22 protein-coding genes are annotated in these 25,575 nt (G+C 67.2%); 7 read left to right on the forward strand and 15 right to left on the reverse strand.

Features of this window, described 5'->3' with window-relative positions; translation table 11 throughout:
* The first annotated feature begins 9 nt into the window (after positions 1-9).
* On the forward strand, positions 10-3,231 hold the full coding sequence (locus AC6RIC_RS02625) for an efflux RND transporter permease subunit (RefSeq protein ID WP_499734985.1): 3,222 nt from the start codon (positions 10-12) through the stop codon (positions 3,229-3,231).
* A 4-nt stretch (positions 3,232-3,235) separates the two neighbouring features.
* Here AC6RIC_RS02625 and AC6RIC_RS02630 read toward each other — a convergent pair whose 3' ends face one another.
* From AC6RIC_RS02630 to AC6RIC_RS02640, 3 genes are all read right to left on the reverse strand, one after another.
* Positions 3,236-3,925: a hypothetical protein gene (locus AC6RIC_RS02630; RefSeq protein ID WP_499734986.1), complete on the reverse strand. Its 690-nt coding sequence runs from the start codon at positions 3,923-3,925 to the stop codon at positions 3,236-3,238.
* A complete protein-coding gene (locus AC6RIC_RS02635) occupies positions 3,922-5,073 on the reverse strand; it encodes a hypothetical protein (RefSeq protein WP_499734987.1) in 1,152 nt (383 codons plus the stop codon). Before AC6RIC_RS02635 ends, AC6RIC_RS02630 begins: the two co-directional genes overlap by 4 nt.
* Positions 5,074-5,144: 71 nt before the next feature.
* Positions 5,145-5,648: a winged helix-turn-helix transcriptional regulator gene (locus AC6RIC_RS02640; RefSeq protein WP_499734988.1), complete on the reverse strand. Its 504-nt coding sequence runs from the start codon at positions 5,646-5,648 to the stop codon at positions 5,145-5,147.
* Positions 5,649-5,748: 100 nt separating this feature from the next.
* Here AC6RIC_RS02640 and AC6RIC_RS02645 point away from each other — a divergent pair, with 100 nt between their 5' ends.
* Positions 5,749-6,309 (forward strand): dihydrofolate reductase family protein, encoded by a 561-nt coding sequence (locus AC6RIC_RS02645; RefSeq protein ID WP_499734989.1) that lies wholly within the window; start codon positions 5,749-5,751, stop codon positions 6,307-6,309.
* Positions 6,310-6,317: 8 nt separating this feature from the next.
* On the opposite strand, the gene AC6RIC_RS02650 is transcribed toward AC6RIC_RS02645, so the two are convergent.
* The gene (locus AC6RIC_RS02650) at positions 6,318-7,220 is read right to left on the reverse strand and encodes a DMT family transporter (protein ID WP_499734990.1); all 903 of its coding nucleotides are present in this window, start codon (positions 7,218-7,220) and stop codon (positions 6,318-6,320) included.
* A gap of 166 nt (positions 7,221-7,386) precedes the next feature.
* Here AC6RIC_RS02650 and AC6RIC_RS02655 point away from each other — a divergent pair, with 166 nt between their 5' ends.
* Together AC6RIC_RS02655 and obgE are read left to right on the forward strand one after the other, a co-directional pair.
* Positions 7,387-8,253 carry a LysR family transcriptional regulator gene (locus AC6RIC_RS02655; RefSeq protein ID WP_454654543.1) on the forward strand — a complete coding sequence of 289 codons (867 nt, stop codon included), beginning with the start codon at positions 7,387-7,389 and terminating at the stop codon, positions 8,251-8,253.
* 44 nt (positions 8,254-8,297) lie between these two features.
* Positions 8,298-9,341 (forward strand): GTPase ObgE, encoded by a 1,044-nt coding sequence (gene obgE / locus AC6RIC_RS02660; RefSeq protein WP_454654545.1) that lies wholly within the window; start codon positions 8,298-8,300, stop codon positions 9,339-9,341.
* Positions 9,342-9,356: 15 nt separating this feature from the next.
* Here the strand turns inward: obgE and AC6RIC_RS02665 are convergent, their stop codons facing one another.
* Both AC6RIC_RS02665 and AC6RIC_RS02670 read right to left on the reverse strand, forming a co-directional pair.
* Positions 9,357-10,133, reverse strand: a complete 777-nt coding sequence (locus AC6RIC_RS02665) for a hypothetical protein (protein WP_499734991.1) — start codon at positions 10,131-10,133, stop codon at positions 9,357-9,359.
* Positions 10,134-10,140: 7 nt separating this feature from the next.
* Positions 10,141-11,277: a DSD1 family PLP-dependent enzyme gene (locus AC6RIC_RS02670; RefSeq protein WP_499734992.1), complete on the reverse strand. Its 1,137-nt coding sequence runs from the start codon at positions 11,275-11,277 to the stop codon at positions 10,141-10,143.
* A gap of 120 nt (positions 11,278-11,397) precedes the next feature.
* Here AC6RIC_RS02670 and AC6RIC_RS02675 point away from each other — a divergent pair, with 120 nt between their 5' ends.
* Positions 11,398-13,218, forward strand: coding sequence for an ABC transporter ATP-binding protein (locus tag AC6RIC_RS02675; RefSeq protein WP_499734993.1), 1,821 nt, complete (start codon positions 11,398-11,400; stop codon positions 13,216-13,218).
* Positions 13,219-13,370: 152 nt separating this feature from the next.
* Here the strand turns inward: AC6RIC_RS02675 and surE are convergent, their stop codons facing one another.
* From surE to AC6RIC_RS02720, 9 genes are all read right to left on the reverse strand, one after another.
* On the reverse strand, positions 13,371-14,135 hold the full coding sequence (gene surE, locus AC6RIC_RS02680) for a 5'/3'-nucleotidase SurE (protein ID WP_499734994.1): 765 nt from the start codon (positions 14,133-14,135) through the stop codon (positions 13,371-13,373).
* 65 nt (positions 14,136-14,200) lie between these two features.
* On the reverse strand, positions 14,201-15,346 hold the full coding sequence (locus AC6RIC_RS02685; RefSeq protein WP_499734995.1) for an MBL fold metallo-hydrolase: 1,146 nt from the start codon (positions 15,344-15,346) through the stop codon (positions 14,201-14,203).
* Positions 15,347-15,356: 10 nt separating this feature from the next.
* On the reverse strand, positions 15,357-16,448 hold the full coding sequence (locus AC6RIC_RS02690) for an ABC transporter ATP-binding protein (RefSeq protein ID WP_499734996.1): 1,092 nt from the start codon (positions 16,446-16,448) through the stop codon (positions 15,357-15,359).
* A complete protein-coding gene (locus tag AC6RIC_RS02695; protein ID WP_499734997.1) occupies positions 16,436-18,148 on the reverse strand; it encodes an ABC transporter permease in 1,713 nt (570 codons plus the stop codon). The genes AC6RIC_RS02690 and AC6RIC_RS02695 overlap by 13 nt, the downstream gene beginning before the upstream one ends.
* 17 nt (positions 18,149-18,165) lie before the next feature.
* Complete coding sequence (locus tag AC6RIC_RS02700; RefSeq protein WP_499734998.1) at positions 18,166-19,173, reverse strand: ABC transporter substrate-binding protein; 1,008 nt, start codon at positions 19,171-19,173, stop codon at positions 18,166-18,168.
* A 120-nt stretch (positions 19,174-19,293) separates the two neighbouring features.
* Positions 19,294-20,529: a dihydrolipoamide acetyltransferase family protein gene (locus tag AC6RIC_RS02705; protein WP_499734999.1), complete on the reverse strand. Its 1,236-nt coding sequence runs from the start codon at positions 20,527-20,529 to the stop codon at positions 19,294-19,296.
* Complete coding sequence (locus AC6RIC_RS02710) at positions 20,529-21,551, reverse strand: alpha-ketoacid dehydrogenase subunit beta (RefSeq protein WP_499736541.1); 1,023 nt, start codon at positions 21,549-21,551, stop codon at positions 20,529-20,531. Before AC6RIC_RS02710 ends, AC6RIC_RS02705 begins: the two co-directional genes overlap by 1 nt.
* Complete coding sequence (locus AC6RIC_RS02715) at positions 21,541-22,542, reverse strand: thiamine pyrophosphate-dependent dehydrogenase E1 component subunit alpha (RefSeq protein WP_499735000.1); 1,002 nt, start codon at positions 22,540-22,542, stop codon at positions 21,541-21,543. The genes AC6RIC_RS02710 and AC6RIC_RS02715 overlap by 11 nt, the downstream gene beginning before the upstream one ends.
* On the reverse strand, positions 22,539-23,900 hold the full coding sequence (locus AC6RIC_RS02720) for an NAD(P)H-dependent oxidoreductase (protein ID WP_499735001.1): 1,362 nt from the start codon (positions 23,898-23,900) through the stop codon (positions 22,539-22,541). The genes AC6RIC_RS02715 and AC6RIC_RS02720 overlap by 4 nt, the downstream gene beginning before the upstream one ends.
* Before the next feature lie 156 nt (positions 23,901-24,056).
* On the opposite strand from AC6RIC_RS02720, the gene AC6RIC_RS02725 reads away from it, so the two are divergent.
* Together AC6RIC_RS02725 and AC6RIC_RS02730 are read left to right on the forward strand one after the other, a co-directional pair.
* Entirely contained in the window at positions 24,057-25,076 is a 1,020-nt protein-coding gene (locus AC6RIC_RS02725) for a sugar-binding transcriptional regulator (protein WP_499735002.1), read from the forward strand.
* The gene (locus AC6RIC_RS02730) at positions 25,066-25,422 is read left to right on the forward strand and encodes a hypothetical protein (RefSeq protein WP_499735003.1); all 357 of its coding nucleotides are present in this window, start codon (positions 25,066-25,068) and stop codon (positions 25,420-25,422) included. Before AC6RIC_RS02725 ends, AC6RIC_RS02730 begins: the two co-directional genes overlap by 11 nt.
* Positions 25,423-25,575 lie beyond the last annotated feature (153 nt).

Consider the following 25,575-nt stretch of genomic DNA (forward strand, 5'->3'; position numbering starts at 1 on the left):
GGCAAAAGCATGAACGTCAATTTCTCCGCCTGGTCGATCCGGAAGCCGGTTCCGGCCATCCTGCTCTTCGTCGTGCTCTGCGTGCTCGGGCTGCTTGCCTTCTCGAAGCTGCCGGTCACGCGCTTCCCGAATATCGACGTGCCGCTCGTCTCGGTCACCGTGACGCAGTCTGGCGCGGCGCCGGCCGAGCTGGAGAGCCAGGTCAGCAAGCGCGTCGAGGATACGGTCGCCAACATCACCGGGGTGAAGCATGTCACCTCGACCCTGACCGACGGCCAGTCGCTGACGCTGATCGAGTTCCGACTCGAAACCAACACCGACCGCGCCGTCAACGACGTCAAGGACGCCATCGCCAAGATCAGGGCGGAGCTGCCGCGCACCATCGACGAGCCGATCATCCAGCGCATCGATGTCGAGGGCCAGTCGATTCTGACCTATGGCGCGGCCTCGGCCGGCATGACGCTGGAACAGCTCTCCTGGCATGTCGACGATGTCGTCGCGCGCGAATTGCAGGGGCTGAAGGGTGTCGGCCGCGTCGAGCGCTATGGCGGCGTCGATCGCGAGATCCGCATCTCGCTCGACCCCGATCGCCTGCTCGCGCTCGGCATCACCGCGGGTGAGGTCAATCGCCAGATCCGCGCGACCAATGTCGATCTGGCCGGCGGGCGCGGCGAGGTCGGCGGGCAGGAGCAGGCGATCCGCACGCTCGCCGGTGCGCGGACCGTTGCGGACTTGGCCGAGACCAAGATCACGCTCTCCGGCGGGCGCGAGGTCCGCCTGAAGGAGCTCGGTCGCGTCGAGGACTCGAATTCCGAGCCGCGCGCCTTCGGTCGCCTGAACAAGAGCCCGGTTGTGACCTTCGCGGTGTTCCGCTCGAAGGGCTCGAGCGAATTGTCGGTCAAGGATGTCGTGGCGCAGCGCGTGGCGGAGCTGAACAAGCGCTTCCCCGACATCAAGATCACGCCGATCGACGACGCCGTCGCCTATACCTACGGCAACTACAAGGCCGCGATGGAAACGCTGCTGGAAGGCGCCGGCCTCGCGGTCCTCGTCGTCTTCCTGTTCCTGCGCAACTGGCGGGCGACGCTGATCACGGCGGTGGCGCTGCCGCTCTCGGCCATCCCCACCTTCTGGGCGATGGAGCTGATGGGTTTCTCGCTCAACCTCGTCAGCCTGCTCGGCATCACGCTGGTGACGGGCATCCTCGTCGACGACGCCATCGTCGAGATCGAGAACATCGTTCGGCACATGAAGATGGGCAAATCGCCCTATCGCGCCGCGATGGAAGCGGCCGACGAGATCGGTCTCGCGGTCATCGCGATCACGCTGACCATCGTCGCGATCTTCGCGCCGGTCTCCTTCATGGGCGGCGTCGCCGGCCAGTATTTCCGGCAGTTCGGCCTGACCGTTGCGGTTGCTGTGCTGTTCTCGCTCCTGGTCGCGCGCCTGATCACGCCGATGATGGCGGCCTATTTGATGAAGCCGGTCGACCATGCCGATCCCAAGGACGGCTGGGTCATGCGCGGCTATGTCGGCCTGCTGAAGGGCACGCTGAAGAAGCGGCGCATCCCGTTCTTCCCGCGCTTCGACGGCACCGGGCGCTGGCGCAGCATGCCGTTCAACACGGCCTATGCGACGCTGGTGATCGGCTTCCTATTCCTGATCGGCTCGATCCAGGCGACGCAGATGCTGCCGACTGGTTTCATCCCGGACGAGGATACCTCGCGCGTCGTCGCCTCGGTGGAGTTGCCGCCCGGCTCGACGCTGGAAGACACCCGCGTCACCACCGACAAGCTCGTCGATGTCCTGAAGACGATTCCCGAGGTGCGCGACGTCTTCGTGCTCGGCGGGGCGTCGCCGACCGGCCAGCGCGAGGTGCGCCGCGCCGCGGTCTTCATCCTGCTCAAGCCCAAGGCCGAGCGCGATATCGCCCAGAAGGAACTCAAGGTTACGATCGCCGCGAAGCTCGCCAGCGTGCCGGATGTGCGCGCCTGGTATGTCAACGAGCGCGGCGAACGCGAGATGGCCTTCTCGATCCTGTCGAAGGATGGCGAGGCGCTCGATGCGGCCGTCGCCAAGATCGAGGCGCGGATGCGCCAGGTCGACGGCTATCTCAATGTCGCGACGGCGGGCTCGCTGAGCCGGCCGGAGTTGCGTGTCACGCCGAAGCTGGAGGAGGCGGCCAATCTCGGCGTCACGCCCGAGGCGATCTCTGAAGCCGTGCGCGTCGCCACGATCGGCGATGTCGGGCCGAACCTCGCCAAGTTCAACGCGGGCGACCGGCTGGTGCCGATCCGCGTCCAGCTCGACGAGGCCGCCCGCACCGACATGCGCAATATCGCGGCTTTGCGCGTGACCAATACGAACGGCGTCTCGATCCCGCTGACGGCCGTCGCCGAGATCGGCTTCGGCGAAGGGCCGAGCTCGATCGACCGCTATGACCGTGTCCGCCGCGCGCAGATCGGCGCCGACCTCAAGCGCGGCTTCGAGCTCGGCACGGCCCAGGACAAGTTCCAGGAGATCGTCAGGGAGGTCGGCCTGCCGGATGGCGTCTGGATCGCCGCGACCGGTGATGCCGAGATCCAGGGCGAGGTCGTGCAGGGCTTCATCACCGCGATGACGACCGGCCTGATGCTGGTGCTGGCGGTGTTGATCCTGCTGTTCGGCTCGGTCTTCCAGCCGATCACGATCCTGCTTTCGCTGCCGCTCTCCTTCGGCGGCGTGGTGATCGCGCTCCTGGCCACCAACAACGCCGTCTCGATGCCGGTCTATATCGGCCTGCTCATGCTGATGGGCATCGTCACCAAGAACGCGATCATGCTGGTCGATTTTGCGGTGGAGGAGGTCGGGCGCGGCAAGGACCGCTTCACGGCGCTGATCGAGGCCGGCCGCAAGCGGGCAAGGCCGATCCTGATGACCACGATCGCGATGGCGGCGGGCATGCTGCCTTCGGCCTATGGCGTCGGCGACGGCGGCGAGTTCCGCGCGCCGATGGCGATCGCGGTGATCGGCGGCCTGATCGTCTCGACCGTGCTCTCGCTCGTCTTCGTGCCGTCCTTCTACATGGTGATGGACGATCTCTCGCGGGGGACGGGCTGGCTCTTCGGCCGCTTCTTCGGCAAGGCCGAAGACGAGAGCCAGTGGGAGCCGATCGACGAGCACGCGGCGCCCGCGATCGCGACGGCGGAAGCGATGTCGAAGCCGGCGCCGCCGCGCATGGCGGCGGAGTGAGGCGTCAGGGCTGGAGTTCGAGCGGGAAGGGTGTGCGTTCGTAGATGTCTTCGAGGCCGTTGCGGGCAACGAAGTCGCCTTCCCATCCGTGGAGGAGGGAGGCGACTCCGGCACGGTCTCCATCGGCGATCAACGCGCCAAGTTCCGAAGCTTTCTCGTAGTCGGCGCGCGGCCATGAAGTCATGCGCAGGTGCCAGTCCTTGATCCGCTCGTAGATAGCCGTGGCCTCCTCGAAGCGGCCCAAAGCTGCAAGTATCTGAATCTGATACGGCTCATGGTGATTTAACCAGCCGTCATATTCATGAGACCGTGGCACCCCCTCGATTCGAAACATGTCTTCGATGGTCTGCACACGGCGCAGCATGGGCAGAATATTCGTCTCGATCTCCTCGACTACCGTTTCGATGAAACCAGCTTCCGACCACCGGCTCGGCTTGCCGCGGGGCAGAAAGAACCATTCGGCAGCGAGACCTCCCAGCGAGCCGAAAGGTCTGAAGCAATGCCCGACATGCCAAAAAAAATTCGGATCATCGGCCCGTGACGTGCGATCGATCGAGATAGAACAAGAGACATGCCGCACCGGCCTCAGCATGAGGTAGGGTACCTTGAAGACGTAATGATTTTTTACGATCAGATCGTCATTGCGAGCTACTAGTCGGTCGAACAGCGTCTTGATCTGCTTTTTGGTCGTCATTGTCTCGGCCTTACCTCCATGACAATGATCCGTCGAACCGGACCGAATCCCAACTTTACGGCATTCGCCAGAATATCAGCGCGCCGGTCGGACAAACCGGCCTTGCCGGTTTTGAGATCGTAGACGCAAAGTGTGCCATCATCCCGGTATTCATAGGCGTCGACACGGATCGACCGCGGATACCCATAGGGCACCTGCTGGCTATTGACGCTCTCCATGCGTTCTTTGAGAAATGAGCGTTCAGCTTGGAATTTAAGGTCGTTCAGGTCTTTGACGTATCGCGCGAAGCGCGTGTGGACATCCGTGCCATAAACGGTTGGCGACGGGTAGAGGTCAGGAGAGCCTGCAGCGTTGGCGGCGCGATCGGCCAGTTCCCTGACATCGGGCAAGCGCCGGCAAGCCAGTTCAGCCTGCTCCTCGGTTATACGCCCGGAAAAGCTGAGATCGAGCTTGCCGCTTGTACCGTCTCCGAGCTGATAGTCGCGAGCATTGAAGCCCATGACGGCCTGCTGACCGTCGCTGCCGTTGAGTGGTGATTGCCAGTTGAAGAGGATCGCGCCGCCGAGGAGGATCGTTGGCGCAGCCAAGAGTGGCGCAAAGGCCGGCTGAATCGTCGCGTCGGGCTCGGGGCCGGACTGAGTCCAAGTTGTGCGAGCGACGAGATCACCGTCGGGGCCGCCGTCATAGATCGACTGGACGTTGCCGGCCGTCTCGAAGCTGGTCTTGTTGCCATCGCGGTCGATGACGGTCTGGCGTTCGTCGAAGCCGGCTTCGCGCGAGGCGGCGTATTCCGACCGGATCGTCGTGCCCTCGCCGTCCGTGACGGTCTGCTCGAAGATGGAGCCATCCTCGTTCCAGCCCTCGCCGAGCGAGGACCAGCCGGTATCGGCATCCAGCGAGCTGCCATCGGGAGAAAGGGGATCTCCTCCACCTGCGCCGCCACCGAAGCCTCCGCCCCCGCTGCCCCCGGCACCACTGGTCCATTGCCCGCCACCGGCATTGCCGGAGGGGACGCGAGGCTGGTCCGGGTTATACTTGCGGCGACAATGATCGCGCCGGATCAGGCAAAGCTCGTCGCGCAGCCGCAACAGACGGAGCCGTGCGGCGCGCAGCTCGTGATCGGCATTGGGGCGATGGAGGATCGGCATCACACTGGGACTCCTGGACGGAGTCCCAGTGTGATGCCGCTACGGCAGACGGGGATAAGTTCGGTTAGGCCTCAGCCGGCCATGGCCTGACGCCGCGCCAGCGCGTCGCGATAGGCCTGCGTCAGCTCGCCGAGCACGGATTGCTCGGGCTTGGGCGCATCCAGATGGAGATGCCGCAGCTCCTGCATGAAGCGCTCCCAGAGCGCCGGGCCGCCTTCGCCGAGGAGTTCGGCGCGGATCGAGAGTTCCTCGGTCACCGGCAGGAAGTGGCGGCCCCATTCGCCCATCGCGGCGAAGACGGGGACGAGCGCGATGCCCATCTCGGTCAGGCTGTAGATCGCCTTCTGCTTGTGCGTGGCGTCGTCGCGGCGCGAGAGCAGGCCCTTCTCGACGAGGCGCTTCAGACGGTCGGCGAGGATGTTCGAGGCGATGCCCTCGTCCGATTTCGCCAGCATCTCGCGGAAATGGCGGCGATTGCCGAACATGATGTCGCGGAGCACGATCAGGCTCCAGCGATCCCCCAGGATTTCAAGCGTCAGATTGATCGGACAGCCCGAACGGCCGGTCTCGCGCATGCTCGTCTCCAAAACCGCTTGCAATATAGGATCGGCTTCGCTACCCAGCAACTGATTGCAAATCGAAACTGGTTTTGGTCAAACCTATCAGGAGGATGCGATGGCCAAGGTGATCGTCTGGAATCTGATGACGCTGGACGGGTTCTTCGAGGGCCAGGAGAAGTGGGATCTCGGCTTCCACGGAGATGCCTGGGGCGACGAGCTGTCCGAGCTGAGCAGCGATTTCGGCCGCAAGGCCGGGCTGCTCGTCTTCGGCCGCGTCACCTATGAGGGGATGAAGGCCTATTGGACCTCGGCGGAGGAGGAGGGTGAGACCAAGGTCTTCATGAACGCCCTGCCGAAGCTCGTAGCCTCACGCAGCCTCACCGGCTCCGACTGGAACAACACGACGGTGACCGCCGATATCGCCGGGGAGATCACGCGCCGGAAAGCCGAAGCCGGCAAGGACATCTATGTCTTCGGCAGCGCCGAGCTGACAGAATCGCTGCTGGCGGCCGGCCTCGTCGACGAGGTCATGATCGCGGTCGCGCCGGTCACGATCGGGCAGGGCACGCCGCTGTTCAAGCAGAACGCCGAGAAGCGGAAATATGCGCTGATCGCGGCCCGTCCCCTGAAGAACGGGACCATAATCCTGCATTACGGCGTCAAGATTGCAGCCTGACGGGGTGCTCAGCCGCGCCGGACCAGCAGCACGGCGGCGAGAATGGCGACGCCGCCGAAGGCCTGGACCGGGGTCGGCTGCTCGCCGAAGAGCGCCCAGGCGGCGAGCACGCTGACCAGAGCCGGCCAGACCATGACGAGCGAGGCGGCGCCGGCGCCATAGCTGCCGAGCGAGAGCGTGATCAGGCCCTGGCCGAGCGCATGCGAGACGAGGCCGAGCGCCGCGACCGCAAACCAGCCCTGAAGGCTCGCTGGAATGACCTGCTCACCCAGCGCTAGCGCGGCCACGAGGCAGAACACCGCGCAGATAACGCTGGAGACGAGGCTGACATAGCCGGCGCCGGCGCCGTCACGGGCGCGGCGTACTGCCAGGATATAGGCGGCGTAGGAGAGGGCGGCACCGAAGGCGAGGCCGTCGCCGAAGAGATTGCCGGTGACCTGCCCGGCGCCGATGAATTTCGGCAGCACCAACAGGATCGCGCCCGCGACCGCGAGCATCAGCGCGCCGAGGATGCGGCGCGAGGGCTTGTCGCCGAGCAGGAGCCAGCCGCCGAGCACGACGCCGACCGGCGAGAGATTGCCGAGCAGCGAGGCGTTGGCGATGGTCGTATGGCCAAGTGCGGCGTTATAGAGTGTGACGTCGATGCCGAAGGTCAGGCCGGCCAGCGCCACCGCGATGAAGGCGCCGCGGCCGATCTTTTCGCCCGTCGGCCTGCGCTGTTCCAGCGCCGTCCAGGCGACCAGCACCGGCAGCGCGAAGAGCATGCGCCAGAAGCCGGCGGCGGCCGGGCCGACATCGGCGAGGCGCACGAAAATGCCGGAAAAGCCGATGCAGGTCGCGCCGGTGAGCAGCGCGAGGAACATCGCCAGCGCGGGCGATGCGGGCCGGACGGGAATGGCAGGGGCGGACATGGCGTCTTCTGACAAAAGGTGAAGCCAGCTTCGGCCGCGACGGCGCGGTCTGCCCGGTTTCGTTCGGTCGACGATATAGGCCGCTTCCTTCAATCGGAAAAACGGATTATTCTGATTTAACCATTCTTAAAACCGATCGATCTCGCGCGTCCCAAGGAGGCACGTCATGACCGCTCATTTCGACCTCGCCGCGCTCGGCATGCTGGTGGCCGTTGCGGAGACCGGCGGCTTCACCGCTGCGAGCGCCCGGCTGGGCCGGACGCAGTCGGCAATCTCGGTCCGCATCCAGGATCTGGAGAACCAGCTCGGCCACAAGCTGCTGGAGCGCTCGCGCCGCGGCGTCACGCCGACCGATGCCGGCGAGCGTCTGATCGCCCATGCGCGGCGCCTGCTCGCGGTCGAGCGCGAGGCCCTGGCTGACCTCGCCGGCGAGACGCCGACGGGGCGCCTGCGCATCGGCGTTCCCGACGACTACATGGACGCCTATCTCAGGCCATTGATCGCGCGTTTCGCCGTGGAGCATCCCAAGGTCGAGCTCGAAGTCGTCTGCGATCTCTCGAAGAAGATCGAGCCGGCGCTGAAGGCCGGCGATCTCGATCTCGCGGTGGTCTCGCAGGACCCGAGCCGTCCGATGGGCGAGGTGCTCCGGCGCGAGCCGATGATCTGGGTCGCGGCGCGTGGCCACCGGCCGGAATTGCAGGAAACGCTGCCGCTCGCCCTGTTCTCGGAGGGTTGCCGGGCGCGCTCGCGGGTCCTCGGAGCGCTGAGCAGCGCGGGGCGGGCTTATCGGCTGGTCTTTTCCTGCTCGCATACATCGGGCGTACTCTCGGCGGTGGAGGGCGGCTTCTGCGTCACCGCGATCACGGAGAGCGCCGTTCCACCGTCGCTGCGCCGGCTCGGCGCGGCCGAGGGACTGCCCCCGCTGTTCGAACTCACGGTCGGGCTGATCATGGCCCCGCGCCCGGGGCTGGCGGCCCAGCGCTTCGCCGATTCCCTGCGCGAGGAGATGAGCGCTTTCCGGCTCGCGGCGTGATCCGGTCCATTGCCCTTTCCTCCGCTCATCACTAGTGAAACAGCATGAAATTCCTCGACCAGGCCAAGATCTATGTGAAGGCGGGTGACGGCGGCGCCGGCTGCGTCTCCTTCCGCCGCGAAAAATTCATCGAGTTCGGCGGACCGAATGGCGGCGACGGCGGGCGCGGCGGCGACATCGTCATCGAATGCGTGCAGGGGCTGAACACGCTGATCGATTTCCGCTTCCAGCAGCATTTCAAGGCCAGGACCGGCGAGCACGGCATGGGCAAGGATCGCCATGGCGCGAACTCGCCGGCGATCGTGCTCAAGGTGCCGCCGGGCACCGAGATCCTCGAAGAGGACGGCGAGACCAAGGTCGCCGACCTGACCGAGCCCGGTCAGCGCTTCGTTTTGTGCAAGGGCGGCAATGGCGGCTTCGGCAACGCCTATTTCAAGACCGCGACCAACCAGGCGCCGCGCCATGCCAATCCCGGCCTGCCGGGCGAGGAGCGCTGGGTCTGGTTGCGGTTGAAGCTGATCGCCGATGCCGGTCTTGTGGGTTTGCCCAATGCCGGCAAGTCGACCTTTCTCGCCACCGTCACGGCGGCGAAGCCGAAGATCGCCGATTATCCGTTCACCACGCTGCATCCCGGCCTTGGCGTCGTGCGCGTCGACGGGCGCGAGATGGTGCTGGCCGATATTCCCGGCCTGATCGAGGGTGCGCATGAGGGCCATGGCCTGGGCGATCGCTTCCTCGGCCATATCGAGCGCTGCCGCGTGCTGCTGCATCTGGTCGAAGGCACCAGCGAGCACGCCGGCAAGGCCTACAAGACCGTGCGCGAGGAGCTGGAGGCCTATGGCGAGGGACTGGCCGAGAAGCCGGAGATCGTCGCGCTCTCCAAGGTCGATGCGCTGACGCCGGAAGTGCTCAAGGAGCAGGTCGCGCGCCTGAAGCGGGCAGCGAAGCGCATGCCGATCATCCTCTCGGCGGCGTCGGGCGAGGGCGTCGATGCGGCGCTGCGCGCGCTCTTCGCCATCGTCGAGGAGGCCCGCCGCGATGAGGAGCGCGAGAACGCTCCGGTCGAGGAGACCGGCTGGCGGCCGTAAGGCCAAGCCGGCGCCTCAGCGGAAATCCCGCCAGGCGCCGACCCGATGGATGCTTTCGCGGTCGCGCTCGGCCTCGCCGAAGGGCGCGACCGGCCAATCCCAGCTCTCATCCGGCGCGGGTAGCGCGACGCCGCGCGTCAGGTCGAAGCGGTCGGTGACCGCGCCCGCCCGGTCACGCTCGATCATCTCGACATCGCTGAGCAAGACGACACGGCCGGGGAAGCGGCGGAGGTCCGCGAGATGCCAGGCTACGCATTGCGCAGGCAGGTCGGCCGGGAGCTGCCCCGCACGAGCGGGATGATCGTCCAGCCAGTCCTCGACCGGCCAGGCGAGCTGCGACATCAGATTGGCGGAGATGACGAGATCGACGGCCGGGTCGGCGATCAGGTCGGCCAGCGGATCGATACGTTCGCCCTCTTCTTCGGCAAGCCAGCCCATGAGGCCGGTGAGGTCGCGGGTCAGGAGCGTGACCTTGGGCCGGAAGCGCATGCGCAACCGGATCTGCGGCAGGTGGACGGCATCGACCAGCAGAATCTGCTCGAATCGCCGGCAGAGCAGGTCGAGCGGGATGTCGCGCAACAAGCCCGAGCCAAGGACCACGACCTTCCGGTGCCGCGGCAGCTCTGCCACGACCCCTGTCACCACGGCGCGACAGCGCTCGTGATGTGGATTCCAGGCCCGGTGCTGCCGGTTGCCGCGTGCCCAGAGCGCGATGCTCTCCCCGACGAGGCCAAGCCGGCGGGTCATCCGCGTGGCCGGTGTGGCCAGGCTCAGGACAAGCTCGGCGAGCATCGTCCGTTCAGGTCAGGGCACCGCGTGCAGCGACCGGCCAGAGGGCCTCGACATGGGCGTCGGGCCCGTGCAGGCCGCGGACGCAGACATACCAGTCGTGCAGGTTGACCGTCGGGTCGCAATGGCCGGGGATCAGCAGCAGGCGGTCGCCGCGATGCGGCACCGCGACCGGATCGCCGGTCAGGACGCCGTGCTCGTCCGAGGGTTTCGTGTAGATCAACCCCTCGCGGCGGAAGGGCACGGGCATGCCGGAATCGACCGCCGCAGCCTTGTGGCCGGCGTCGACCACGGCACGATCCGGCACCGGCTTGCTCATCACGCCGGCGAGGACGAAGAGCGCGTGCTCGAAGCTGCGGAACGGCGTGCCGTCGGCCTGCCGGTTGCGGGCGTAATCGGCATCCATGAAGATGTAGGAACCCGGCTGGATCTCGTTCCAGATGCCGGACTGGGTCTCCAGTTCGTGGGTGCCGGTGCCGGCGCCGGTGACGACCTCGCAGGGCAGGCCGTGGTGCTTGAGCCGTTCGACCGTGTTGCGGGCGGCGAGCCCGGCGCGCTCGATCGCCTCGCGCCGTTCGTCGATCGAGCGCATGTGCTGCGCGGAGCCGTGATAGGCGTGGATGCCGGCGAAACGCAGCGTGTTGGAGCGCGCGATCGCCTCCGCCAGCCGCACGGCGGCCTCGCCTGGGGCGGCGCCGCAGCGCCGGCCGCCGACATCGATCTCGACATAGACATCGAGCGTCACGTCGTTGCGCGCCGCCGCTTCCGCCGCCTCGCGCACACCGTCGGGATGGTCGACGCAGAGGCCGATCTTCGCGGTACGGGCAAGGCGGGCGAGACGATCCAGCTTGGCCGCTCCAACGATCTCGTTGGTGACCAGAACGTCGCCGACGCCGCCCGCGACCAGCACCTCGGCTTCACCGACCTTCTGGCAGCACTGCCCGACCGCGCCATGGGCGATCTGGCGGAGCGCGATCTCCGGGCTTTTATGCGACTTGGCGTGGGGCCGGAGCCGGATGCCATGGGCCTGGGTGAAGGCCGCCATGGCGACGAGATTGCGCTCGAACGCGTCGAGATCGAGCACGAGGGCGGGGGTTTCGATCTCGGCGAAGCTCTGGCCGGGCTGGGCCGGCGGGGAAAGCGGCATGAGGTCTCCTGAGTCGGTTGTGGCCATGGGAAGACAGCTTCGTGTCCGTAGCAAGGCCCCTCTTTCGCGCCCGGGCATGCGCCAGTGGCGCTTGCGGGGCGGCCATGATAGGCCCCCGGCATGAAGATCGGCCGCGTCACCGACGATACCCTCGCGCTCTTTGCCCGTGTCTGGCGCGAGCAGATCAGCTCCTATCTCCCGCAAATGCTGATGATTCTCGGCCTCGTCGTGGTCATCGCGGTGACCACGAGCTTCTATCCGCTGCTGATCAAGGCGGCGTTCGACGCCTTCGCCGATCCGCTGATGGCCGAATCGACCGGCTTCGTCCGGCGCATGGAGCGGCTGGTCTCGAAGTCGATCGGCTATGAGATCGGCGTCATCAACGCGGTCGCGACCGTCGTCGTGATCGTCACCGCGATCAAGGGCTTCTCGCTGCTCGCCCAGACGGTGATGACCAACAAGGTCGTCAGCCGCATCGAGGCGAACATGCAGACGGCGCTCTATGGCCATCTGATCGATGCGGACCTCGCCCAGCTTCAGCGTGAGAACCCAGCCTCGCTCACACAGCGCTTCACCACGGACTTCACCTTCGTCAAGGAAGCGCTGACCCGCATCGTCAACATCGCGATCCGCGACGTGGTCACCGCCATCGCGCTGGTGGGCGCGCTGATCTGGATCGACTGGCAGATGACGCTGGTCGTGCTCCTGATCGCGCCGGTGATCGCCCATCCGATCGGCCGGATCGGCCGCAAGCTCAGGCGCATGGCCAGTTCCCAGCAGGAACAGACCGGCCTGATGGCCAATCTCGTCACCGAGAGCCTGCAGGGCGCCCGCGTCGCCAAGACCGATCGGCTCGAACCCTATCTGAAGGACCGCGCCGCCAATGCCTTCGAGGCGATCCGGGCGCTGAAGATGAAGGCGGCCAATGCGCGCGGGCGGCTCGACCCGCTGCTCGAGGTCGGCGGCGGCATCGCGGTCGCGGGCGTTCTCGCCGCGATCGGCGTCCGCATCACATCCGGCAATTCGACGGTCGGCGATTTCACCGGCTATGTCTCGGCGCTGTTGCTTGCGGCGCAGCCGATGCGCTCGCTCGGCAATCTCAACGCCATCGTCCAGGAGGCCGGGGCCTCGCTGAAGCGCTACTACGCGCTGATGGACGAGAAGCCGCAGGTGCTGGACCGGCCGGATGCGAAGCCGCTTGCGGTCGGGGCCGGCGAGGTCGCCTTCCGCCATCTGCGCTTCCGCTATCGCGAGGATCAGCGCGCGCTGGAGGGCATCGATCTCGTTGCGCAAGGCGGCAAGACGATGGCTCTGGTCGGCCGCTCGGGCTCGGGCAAGTCGACGCTGCTCGCGCTGGTGCCGCGCCTCTACGACCCGACCGAGGGCCGCATCGAGATCGACGGTCAGGACCTGCGCAACGTCACGCTGAGGAGCCTGCGCCGGCAGGTCGGCGTGGTCAGCCAGGATGTCGTGCTGTTCGACGACAGTGTGCGCGCCAATATCGCCTTCGGGCGGCCGGAAGCCTCGGAGGAGGAGATCGTCGCCGCGGCGAAGGCTGCCGCCGCGCATGACTTCATCATGGCGATGCCGGGCGGCTACGACGCCCCCGTCGGCGAGCGCGGCCACAAGCTCTCGGGCGGCGAGCGCCAGCGGGTCGCGATCGCCCGCGCGATCCTGAAGAACGCGCCGATCCTGCTGCTCGACGAGGCGACGAGCGCGCTCGACACCGAATCCGAGCGGCTGGTCCAGCAAGCTTTGGCGTCGCTGATGAAGGGGCGCACGACCATCGTCATCGCGCACCGGCTTTCCACCATCCGCGAGGCCGACATGATCGTCGTCATGGACGAGGGCAAGGTCGTCGAGACCGGCAGCCATGACGAGTTGCTGGCGCGCGACGGCGCCTATGCCCGGCTGCACCGGATGCAGTTTCTCGAAGGCTGAGCCGAGTTGCCCTGACTCGGAACCACGCCGTCATCCCGGGCTTGACCCGGGATCCATGCCGGAGCGCTGCCGACTGAAGGTTCAGGCATGGATCCCGGATCTCCGCTCCGCTGCGTCCGGGATGACCCGCGTTTCTGTGAACCAGGGTGAGTTTAACCCGCAGGTTGCTTCAGTACCGCGTTGAGCTCGACGGCAAACTCCGCATCGAGCGGAGCACCATCGCTCCAGCAATGACGGACAATGGCGATCCGGCCTGAATCGATCAGGCTGTTCTCGTCGCCGGGACGACTCGTATGCGGCCGGCCGCGTCGGATGCGCCAGACGATCTTGTCGCCTTCTTCCGAGACGATATCCGCCGCGCCCGCGATCTTGTCGCGACCGATGCCGGCGAGGCCGACCTCGGTCGGCAGCTCCTTCGGCAGATTGACGCTCAGGAACGTGCCCTCGCGGGTCCATTGCGCGCGCGTCCGCCAGAGATTCTCGATCAGGGCAGCGAGCGCCGCGACGTCGCGCTCTTCGGAGGTGCCGCCCTTGGTCCGGGAGAAGCCGATGGCTGGCAGCTTCCAGAAGCTCGCCTCGCGGGCGATCGAGAGCGTGCCGGAATAGGCCGCGTCCTCGGCGGCGTTGCGCCCGTCATTGACGCCGGAGAGTACGAGGTCGGGCTGCCCGCCGCCGCGGAACAGCACGGTCATGGCCGCGACGACGCAATCGGCCGGCGTGCCGTTCAATGCGTAGACCTGCTGCTCGCGGCGCGCGAGCGTCAGCTCCTTGTCGAAGGAGAGATGGTGGCTGGCGGCTGTCCATTTCCGCTCGGGCGCGACGACCCAGATATCGGAGGCGACGCGCGCGGCAGCCTGGCGCAGAAGGGCGATGCCGGGAGCGTCGATGCCGTCGTCATTGGCGATGAGGATGCGCATGGTCAGACTTCTGTTTTGCCGCATTTTCTTCACGCGAACCGGTACCCACTTCGCTTGAAAATGCTTCAGATCTCGATGGCGTCGCCGGGCTTGAGACCCGTGACGAGCTTGGGGATGTCGGCAGCCAGCGTGGCGGCGGTCGCGGCATCGCAGGAATGGGCGAGGATGCGGCCGGCACCGCTTGCCGCCGCGATCGCGATATTCTCGGGCAGAGTCGGGTGGGTCGGGAAGCGTAGCCATTCGGCTTCGCCTGCGGCCAGCATATGATCGGCCGGGCTGCCTTTGGGAATGCCGCCGGTGAGCAGGACGGGATGACGTTCGCGGCGGGCCTGCTCGAGTGCGACCTTGGAGGGACCGGCAAGCCCCATGCCGTCATCGACGAGCAGGGCGGCGGCGGGGAGCGATTGTCCCTCCTCCCAGAGCAGCGCCTCGGCGAAGCGGGCCGAGAGGATATCGGCGACGCCGGGCCTCAGCCAGGCGGTGGCCGCGATCTGCTGGGCCAGCGCCTCGCGCATCGCGGGGTGGATCGCGATCGGCGTCTCGATCAACCCGATCAGCTCGATGGAGCGGCCGGAGAGCGGCGTCGGCAGCACGGCGCCCTGCGGATGGGCCGCGAGCCAGCGCGTGATGGCTGCGCCGCGCTCGGCTGCGGGGATGCGGTCGGCGCCATAGGAGGCATCGACCAGCAACAGGTCGCAAGGCGGCAGGGCGTCCATGGCGAAGACCGGGCTATCCGGCACGACATCGCCGCAATAGCCGAGCCTGCGGCCGCCTGCGCTCAGGTGGCACCAGATGCCGCCGACGACATGGCCGCTGCGACCGGTGCGGATCGCGATCGGGCCAATGGCGAAATCCGCGCCGTGCGTGATGATCTCGACGGGGGCCTGTCCGGCGAGTTCCCGTTCCTCCGGCGTCGCGTAGGCGGCCAACGTGGCGTCGGTTTCGCCCGCGGATTCCGCGGTCATCAGGATGCGGCCGGAAAAGCCGTTGGCGAGGCACCAGCCCAGCGCCGCGACATGGTCCTCATGCGCATGCGTGACGATGATCGCGTCGATGCGTTCGAGCTCGGTTCGCGTGATCGCCGGATGGTAGGTGGCGCCCCGCGCGCTGGTGTCGACGCCGATATCGAGCAGGAGCCGGGTCCCGGCGTGCTCGACGCCGATGCAGGTCCGGCCCTTCTCGCCGACCCCGCCATGAATCCTCAGTTTCATGCCGCCGGTCTCACGCAGCCTTGTCCAGGGAGACGCTCTCCGGGATGATCCAGCCGTCGCTGATGGCGATGCGGATGGCTTCGCCGGCCTGAGCCGGGGCGGGCTCGGCCGCGTCGAGATGCAGGACGATGTCCTGGTTGCTGGCGGGGCGCGCCTCCATGCGGAAGAAACCACCCTGATAGGACAGGCGCTCCACCGTGGCCGGGAGGCCGTCCTGCCCGGTTGCGGTGATGCCGATATCGCGGGCGCGCAGGCAGAGTTTTGCCTGCCCGGTGACAGCTTGATCGGGCCGGCAGCGCACGACGGCCTCGATGCCGAGCACGCTGACCTTGCAATGGCCTGCCTGCGGCCCGGACAGGATGGTCGCCGGCAGCACCATGCCTTCGCCGATGAAGCCGGCGACGGTCACGTTGGCCGGCTCGCGATAGAGCAGCGAGGGCGTCGCCAGCTGAAGCAGGCGGCCGCGATCCATCACGGCGATGCGGTCGGCCAGCGCCATGGCCTCGGCCTGATCATGGGTGATGTAGACCATGGTCGTGCCGGTGCGCTCGTGGAAGCGGGAGAACTCCTCCTCCATCGAGGCGCGCAAGTGGACGTCGAGATTGGCGAGCGGCTCGTCGAGCAGCACCAGCGAGGGCTCGGTGACGAGGCAGCGGGCGAGCGCGACGCGCTGGCGCTGGCCGCCGGAGAGCAGGCCGGGCCTGCGTTCCGCAAAACCGTTCAGCCCGACGAGATCGAGCGCGGCCGCAACGCGCTTCGCCCGCTCGGGATCGCGCACGCCGGCGACGGTCAGGCCATAGGCGACGTTTTCGGCCACCGTCATATGCGGCCAGAGCGCATAGGACTGGAAGACGATGCCGAGCTTGCGATGCTCCGGCGGGATATGGGTCTGCGCCGAAGAGACCAGACGGTCGCCGATGCGGATCTGGCCGCCGTCGAGCTTGTCGAAGCCGGCGATCTGGCGCAGCAGCGTGGTCTTGCCGCAGCCGGAGGGGCCTAGCACGGCGAGGAACTCGCCGTCCTCGACCGCGATCGAGACGTCGTCGAGCGCGAGATAGGAGCCGAAGCGCTTCTGCGCGCGGTCGATGGTCAGTCGCGCCACGGCAGGACTCCCTGGGGCAGTTTCTGGGCGAAGAGGCTGGTGGAGGCCATCAGACCGATCGTGACGAGCACGGTCACGGCGGCCAGGGCCGAAGCATAGGTGGAATCGCCGCCCTGCTCGAAGGAGAAGACGACGACGCCGAGCGTCTCTGCGCCTGAAGACCAGAGCAGGGCCGACACGGTGAGCTCGTTGAAGGCGGTGAGGAAGACCAGCAGAGCGCCTGCGACCGCAGCCGGCGCGACCAGCGGGAAGATGATGGTGACGAGGCGGCGCGGCAGGCCGGCGCCGGCGATCTGGGCGGCCTCCTCCAGCGTGCGGTCGATCTGGAGGTAGCCGCTGATGACGGGGCGCAGGCCCAGCACGAGGAAGCGCGCGAGATAGGCGAAGACGATGATCCAGATCGTGTTGTAGAGCGAGACGTTCAGCACCGGCAGCGGCTTGAGGAAGAGAAGGATCGCGGCGATGGCGAGCACGACGCCGGGCATCGCGTAGGGCAGTTCGGCCGCGAGATTGAGCAGGCGCAGGGCGCGGGACTTCTTCCAGACGATGAAATAGCCGAGCGGCACGCAGATCAGCACGATCAGGGTCGCGGCTCCCGCCGACATCAGGAAGGAATTGACGAAGGCGCGCTTCGAGGCGGCGTGCTCGAACAGCACATAGGCGTAGTTGGCGAGCGTCGCGGTCTTGGCATTGAGCGGCACGCCGAAGGCGGGGATCAGCGAGGTCGAGAGCAGGCCGAGGAAGGGCATCGCGAGCACGAGGATCGCGAAGGCCCACAGCCCGATTTCGACCGGGCGGCGCCAGCGGCCGAGCTCGAAGGGGCGCGCCGCACTCGAGGTCGTGGTGATCCGGAAATCGCGCCGGCGCAGCATCAGGTCCTGCAGGAGAATGCCGGCCATCGCGATGACGCCGATCAGCAGGGAGAGGATCGCGACCTCGGAGAGCACGCCGGGGCCGAGGCCTGAGAGGCGCTGGTAGATCAGCGTCGGCAGGACGAGGAAATTGCCGGGAATGCCGAGAAAGGCGGGAATGCCGAAATTGCCGAGGCTGGAGACGAAGCAGAGCGCGATGCCGGCGACGAGCGGCGGTGTCATCAGGGGCAGGACGACGGTGCGCAGAACGGTCAGCGGGCTTGCGCCGGCGGCGAGGCCGGCCTCGATCAGCTCCTTGGGCAGGGCGCGCAGGCCCGCGCGCAGGGTCAGGAAGACCAGCGGCGCATATTGCAGGCCAAGCAGCAGGATGATGCCTTCACGCGAATAGAGCGGGTTGCGGCTGCCGAGCGGCGGCGCCATTCCGATCAGCTTGAGCAATGTGCTCGACGGGCCGAAGAGCTGGAGCCAGGCCAAGGCCGTGACCTGCGGCGCGATCATCAGCGGCAGGACGAAGCAGAAGGTGAAGGCGTTGCGGGCGCGGATATCGGTCAGCGTCGCCAGCAGCGCCACCGTACCGCCGATCAGCGTCGCGAGAATCGTGCCGGCGATGGCGGTGGTGAGGCTGTTCCAGGTCGCCGTCCAGGTCGCGGGGCTTGCCATGACCTTGCCGAGCGCCGTCGCCGAGAGCTGGCCGCCGGGGGCGAGGCCCTCGACGATCAGGCGCCCGATCGGCAGCAGCGACAGGAGCGCGACGAGGCCGACGAGCCCCCAGAGGAGGCCCGTCTCCTCGACGCGCGTGCGCAGCGTCGCGGGATCGGCGAGAGACATGCGCACCGCGTCCGGGCTCAGTTGCCGAACATGGTGGCGAAGCGGGCCTTGTCGGCCTCGGTCGCCTTGACCACGGCCGCGATGTCGGAGGCCATGACGTTGATCTTGGTGCCTTCCGGCAGCCAGGACGGGGAGCCGATGCTGGGCTTGGCCGGGATATAGCCCATCCAGAGCGCCAGTTTCTGCCCGTTATCGGAGAGGATGAAGTCGACGAAGGCCTTGGCGGCAGCCTCGTTCTTGGTCGACTTGAGGATGGCGACGGGCTCGGTCACGGCCGGCGCGCCTTCCTTCGGGAAGACGAAATCGATCGGCGAGCCCTGCTTCTTGGCGTTGTAGGCCATGAAGTCGACGAGGACGCCGTAGGACTTCTCGCCGCTGGCGACGGATTTCAGGACGGCGCCATTGCCGCGCACGGCGACGGCCTCGTTGGCCTTAAGCCCCTCGAACAGCTTCCAGCCGAGATCGGGGCGGGCGGTCATGGTCGAGAGCATGATCGCGGCAGCGCCGGAATAGAGCGGGCTCGGCATCGCGATCTGGCCCTTGTAGGCGGGCTTGTCGAGATCGGTCCAGGAGGTCGGCTTCTCCTTGGCGGCGGTGTTGTAGGCGATGCCGGTGGTGATCAGCTTCGAGCCGAAATAGGTCTTGTCGGCGTCGAAGGAGCCGGGCTGGAAGCCGTCGGTCCTGGCACCGGGATAGGCGAGGAGCTGCTTCTGGGCCTTCAGGATCTCCATGCTCGCGGCATCGGCGATCAGCAACACGTCGGCGCCGGGCTGGCCGGCCGAGATCTCGGCGGCGAGCTTGCCCATCACCTCGGTCGTGCCGGAGCGGAAGATGTCGACCTCGATATTGGGATAGGCCTTCTTGAAGGCCGCGACGGTCTGGGTCGCGTCCTTCTCCGGCTGCGAGGTGTAGAGCACGAGCTTGCCCGTGGGGGCCTGCGCGAAGGCGGGCGCGGCGGCAAGCAGGGCGGCGGCAGCGGTCATTATCAGGCCGTGCCGGGCGAAGCGGCGTCGTGTCAGGGTCATGGTCTTGTCTCCTCCGTTGTCGCGATGCCGACCTTTACGCCAAATGCGCCGGTCGATCTTCGTGTCAGATCGTCATCTCGTGCCGGTCATCCGCGACGCGGCGACCGACGATATCTTCCTTCACAGAAGCAGCTCGGGGTTTTCAAGGGCCTCGCGCAGATCGGCCATGAAACGGGCCGCCGCGACGCCATCGACGATGCGGTGATCCGAGGACAGCGTGAAGTTCGCCATCGGCCTGAGCACGATCTGACCTTCGCGCCCGACGGGCTTGTCGACGGTGCGGCCGACCGCGAGGATTGCGCCCTGCGGCGGGTTGATGATCGCGGTGAACGAGTCGACGCCGTACATGCCGAGATTGGAGATGGTGAAGGTGCCGCCGCCGAGCTCGGCCGGGGTCAGCGTGCGCTTCGCCATGCCTTCGCGGAGCCGCGCGAATTCGCGGGTCATGGCCGGCATATCCATGCTGCCGGCATCGCGCAGCACGGGCACGACGAGGTCGCCGTCGCGCTCCATGGCGATGCCGATATCGATGTGCTCGTGGAAGCGGGTCGCCTCGCCCTCCGTGGAGGCGTTGATCACCGGGTGATCGCGCAGGATGCGGGCGGCGACGCGGGCAATCAGCACGGTCAGGCTGGGCTTGGGTGCGCCGATGCGCTCGTGCCGCTTGGCGAGGCGGCCGAGCAGGTCGCGGGCGGCGCTCATCTCGATCTCGGACGTCAGATAGAAATGCGGGGCGGTGCGCATGCTCTCGGAGAGCCGGTTCGCGACGATGCGGCGGATCGCCGAGAAGGGTTGCAGGCGACCTTCGGAAGCATTCGCCGATGGAGCCGGTGCGGGGCGCACTTCCTGTGCGGGAGCGCAGCGCGGCCGCTGCTCCAGATGGCGCTTCACGTCGGCCTCACTGACGCGTCCGCGCGGACCGGTGCCGGCCACGGTCTTGAGGTCGAGGCCGTTCTGACGGGCGATGCGGCGGGCGAGCGGGGTCGCGCGCAGGCCGGATGAGGTCGGTGCGACCGCAATTACCGGAGCGGCCGGCGCCTCGGTCTTCGAAAGGGATGTGGCAGCCGCCACGGTAGCCGCAGCGGCTGCCGGCTCGGACGGTGTGGTGGCGGCCTCACCGTCGAGGTAGATCCACGCAACGGGTGTTCCGACCGAGATCGGCACGCCGGTCTCGGCCTTGATGTTTCGGATCGCGCCTGTGGCGGGGGCCTCGACCTCCATCACGGCCTTGTTGGTGCCGATCTCGAAGATGGTGTCGCCCTGACGGACCTGGTCGCCTTCCTTGACATGCCAGGCCTCGATCGTGCCCGTCTCCATGTCCATGTCGACCTTGGGAAGGATGACCTCGATGGGCATCAGGCTTCCCCGCGGCGGACGAGATTGGTAGCGGCGGTGACGATGTCGTCCTCCTGCGGGACGGCCGCCTTCTCCAGAACCGGGTTGTAGGGGATCGGCGCGTCGGCGCCGCCCAACCGGATGATCGGCGAATCTAGGAAGTCGAAGACCTCGCTCTCGGCGATCATCGCCGAGATCTCGGCGCCGATGCCCATGGTCTTCACGCCCTCGTAGACGACCAGCAGGCGATGCGTCTTGCGCACGCTCTCGGCGATGGTGGTGAAGTCGATCGGGCGGATCGAGCGCAGGTCGATGACCTCGGCCGAGATGCCATCCGCGGCGAGCCGCTCGGCGGCGGCTTCCGCTTTGCGCGCCATGATCGAGGAACCAACGATGGTGACGTCCGTGCCCTCGCGGCGGATCGCGGCCTGGCCGATCGGGACGCGATAGGCCTCGGCCGGGACGTGGCCCTTGGTCTTGTAGAGCAGCTTGTGCTCGAAGATCAGGACGGGGTTGGGGTCGTCGATGGCGGCGAGCAGCATGCCCTTGGCGTCGTGCGGCGTGCTCGGCTGGAGAACTTTCAGCCCCGGCACATGGGCGAACCAGGCTTCCAGACTCTGGCTGTGCTGGGCGGCTGCGCCGGTGCCCGAGCCGCCGGGCAGGCGCACGACCATCGGCACGCTCGCCTTGCCGCCGAACATGAAGCGGATCTTGGCCGCCTGGTTGACGAGCTGCTCCATCGCGAGCGTGACGAAATCCGAGAACTGGATCTCCAGCACCGGGCGCATGCCGGTGATCGCGGCGCCGACCGCGGCCCCGGCAATGCCGAGCTCGCTGATCGGCGTGTCGATCACGCGCTCCGTGCCGAAGCGATGGACGAGATCGCCGGAAACGCCGAAGGCGCCGCCATAGACGCCGACATCCTCGCCGAACAGGAAGACGCGCTCGTCGGCCTCCATCGCCTGACCGAGCGCCTCGCGCACGGCCTCGGCGTAGGAGAGTTCGCGGATCTCGCTCACGGCTTCGAGCGTGTCAGAGAGCATAGACGTCACGGGTCAGGTCTTTCGGATCGGGGTCCGGGCAGGCGCGGGCGAACTCGACGGCGGCGTCGATGTCGCGCTGGGCATCCTCTTCGAGCTTCATCAGCGCGGCCGCGTCGAAGCGGTCATGTGCCTTGAGTTCGTCCTCGAGCCGCCGGATCGGGTCCTGGTTGCGCCATTCCTCGATCTCTTCCTTGGAGCGGTAGAGATTGCGGTCGCTCTTGGAATGGCCGCGCCAGCGATAGGTCTTGCACTCGATCAGCGAAGGCCCCTCGCCGGAGCGGGCCCGCGCGATCGCGACCTTGGCCACGGCCGCGACGCCGGCGAGGTCATTGCCGTCGAGGCAATGGCCGGGCATGCCGTAGGCTGCTGCGCGGTCGGCGACGTTTGCCACCGCCATGGCGCGGCCGATATCCATCGACATGCCGTATTTGTTATTCTCGCAGACGAAGATGACCGGCAGCTTCCAGATCGAGGCCATGTTGAGCGCCTCGTGGAAGGCGCCCTCGTTGGAGGCGCCGTCGCCGAAGAAGACCATGCAGACGCGGCCGTTCTTCTGCGCCTTGATGCTCATGCCGACGCCGACCGCGATCGGCAGGCCGCCACCGACGATGCCGTTGGCGCCGAGATTGCCGCCCTCGACATCGGCGATATGCATCGAGCCGCCGCGACCCTTGCAGTAGCCGGTCTCCTTGCCGAAGAACTCGGCGAACATCAGCTTGGGCTCGGCGCCGCGGGCGATGCAGTGGCCGTGGCCGCGATGGGTCGAGAGGATGTAGTCGTGGGCTTCGAGCGGCAGCGTCGTGCCGACCGCGCTTGCCTCCTGGCCAATCGAGAGATGCATCGTGCCGTGGATCAGGCCGCGCATGTAGCTCGCCTCGGCCGCCTCCTCGAACTTGCGGATCAGGTGCATCCGGGTCAGCGCCTGCGCCACCGTCGTATCGTCGAGGGCGGCGAGCTCGGGCCGCTGGTTCGGCTTCTGGTCAGCGCTCATGCCTGGGCTCCGGAGGTCAGCGCGGCGATCATCGCGTCCTGGGCGCGGCGCACCTCGACGATCTTCAGCCGTTCGTCGGGGGTGGCGTCGGCCAGCGTGATCAGCTCGCCCTTGCGGACGGGGCGGGTCATGGTCGCGCCCTGGGCGAGGCCGATCGGCAGGGCCTTGCGCGCCTGTGCATCGGCACGAGAGAGAGCGAAGCCGCGATAGCCGTATTCGCCGATGGCATCGAGCGTCTCGCCGGCGGCGAGATCGCGCTTGGCGACGCAGCCGACCTCGGAGGTCGGCACCGGCAGCGGGCGCATATGGCTCTGGTTGAAGATCGTCGCGGCGGCGGCCGAGAGCGGCACTTCCAGGCTCGTCAGGTGATAGGGCCGGAAGAAGGAGTAGTACGGGCCGGGGCCGAGATGCAGGTCGCTCATCCGCTCGCGGACGCGGGGATGGCGCATCTCGGCGACGGCGAAGACGCCGGGTGCGACGCCCTTGGCCACCGAGAAATCGACGACGCCCTTGCGCGAAAGCAGGCCACCCTCTTCCTTCGGGCAGAAATAATTCTGCAACTCGTCCTTCGGCGCGGCCGGGCCGTGCATGCCGGGGATATCCGGCACGAAGCCGCAGGCATTGGCGATGGCGACCATCTCGACCATGGTCTTCGAGCCGTCGACGAACTCGACAAGCATGCGCGGGTTCATGTTCCGGCGTGTGGCTTCCTCGACATAATCGGCCGGGACCGCGTCGATGCGGAACGGATTGTTCTTGCCCTTGCCGGCGGCGACGACCGGATAGCCCATCGCCCGGATGAAGTTGATCAGCTCCATCGCGGCGGCGGGCTCGTCACCGGCGCCGAGCGTGTAGACGACGCCGGCCTTGGCGGCCTCGACCGCGAGATAGGAGCCGATGGTGATGTCGGCTTCGACATTCATCATCACGATGTGCTTGCGCGCGGCTATTGCCGTCAGCGCCACGCGCGATCCGGCCTCGGGATTGCCGGTGGCGTCGATGATGACGTCGACCTCGGGCGAACGGCAGATGAGGTCGAGCGAGGTGGTCGCGGCGATGCGGCCCTTGCGGCGGGCGGCCTCGAGCCCGACCTCGTCGGTAACGTTGTCGACCTCGCCCTTACGCCCGGCGAGCGCGGCAGCCTCGGCGACGCGATCCGGTGCGATGTCGGCGACGGCGGCGATCTCGATGCCGGTCATCTGCGAAATCTGGACGACGATGTCGGTGCCCATCTGGCCGGCGCCGATCAGACCGACGCGGACCGACTTGCCGGCCTTGGCACGCATTTCGAGAGCTTCGGCCAGGGACAGGCCGGCGACGGGCGCGCCCAAAGGCGGCTGCGGCTGGATCGCGGCCATCGTTACGTCACTCCCTAGGACATATGTTCTTATATAGGAACAAAAGAACATGTCATTCGTCCTGTCAAGCGCACAGATGTTCAAACGGGTTGCCTTGGACCTCGCGATGCGGTGATGCTGGTGCAAGTGCCCGAGGCGGTGCGGCAGGGAGCGCTCGTGGAAGACGCATTCGGAGCAGGACAGATCCAGGGCGAGGTGCCGGTCGCGGAGGCGAAAGTCCGGGCTGCATGGCTCTACTATGTCGAGGGCCTGACCCAGGAGCAGATCGCCGAGGCGCTGGGGCTGAGCCGGATCAAGGTGATCCGCATGCTCGCGGCGGCGCGCTCCGAAGGGCTGGTCAAGATCAGGATCGATGCGCGCTCGGCCCGGCAGGCGGGTCTTGAGCGCGGCCTCGTCACCGCCTTCGGCCTGAAGGAGGCGGTGGTGGTGCCGGCGGCGCGCGATGCGGTCAGCGTATCGGCGCTCGTCGGCTATGCCGCCGGCCTCTGGCTCTCGGACAAGCTGACCGACAACATGTCACTGGCCGTCGGCTGGGGGCAGACCCTGCATCTGGCGCTGCGCGGCATGCAGCCGCGCCAGGTCGAGGCGATGTCGGTGGTCTCGCTATTGGGCGGCCTCACCCATTCGCGCAGTATCAATCCTTCGGCGGTGGCGCGCCGCGTCGCCGACATGTTCGGGGCCGACTGCTTCCAGTTGACGGCGCCGGTCTTCGTCTCGAATGCCGAAATCCGCGATGCCCTCTGGCGCGAGCCGACCTTGCGGGACCTGCTCGACCGGGCGCGGGCGGCGGATGTCGCGCTGGTCAGCGTCGGCGACCTCGTCCCTGATTCGACGCTGTTCCGTGAGGGGCTCCTGCCGCAATCGGATCTGGCCGGCCTGAAGAAAGCCGGGGCGGTCGGCGATCTCGTCTGCCATTTCATCGATGCCGAGGGCGAGCTGGTGGACCATCCGGTCAACCGGCGTATCATGGCGGTGAGCCCGGCCGATCTCAGGGGCATCGGCCTCGTCGCGATCGCGGCCGGCGGTGCCCATAAGGAACATGCGATCCGCGCGGCCTTGCGGGCGAGCGCGGCAAAGGTGCTGATCACAGACGAAGGCGCTGCGGAGGCCCTGCTGGCCGGCAGCGCGAAACCGGCGACAGAGGGAGCCGAACGGGAGACACGCCATGGCCAATAATTTCGAGCAGTTCGCGCGCAACTCCCTGCAGTTCCGGCCCTCCGATATCCGCCTGATGCTGGAGCGGGTGCATTCCCATGTCGTGAAGCCGCGCATGTCGGCAGAGGAACTGCTCGAGGTTGTGCAGGGCCTCGGCTTCAAGACGGTCGAGGCCTTCGGCGACCAGATCGGGCTGGAGCGGCGGACATCCGAGAGCTGGGCGCGCTACGGATTGTCGCGCGACGCGGCGCAATTGCTGCTGGCGTTGCTCAACTATCGGCAGCGCCTGCTCGACGCGATGGACGATTTCGAAAAGACGACCCAGATCCCGCTGGACGGCTTCTTCGAGAACCAGCAGCTGCCGTAACGCTCTTCGAACTGCATGGGATTATCGCGGGTCATCCCGGGCGGAGCATAGCGGAGACCCGGGATCCATTCCTGAACCTCCAACGGAAGCGCTCCGACATGGATCCCGGATCGGCGCTGCTTCGCGGCTTGTCCGGGATGACGACGCGTTTCC

The sequence above is a fragment of the Allobosea sp. TBD101 genome, assembly GCF_059817965.1.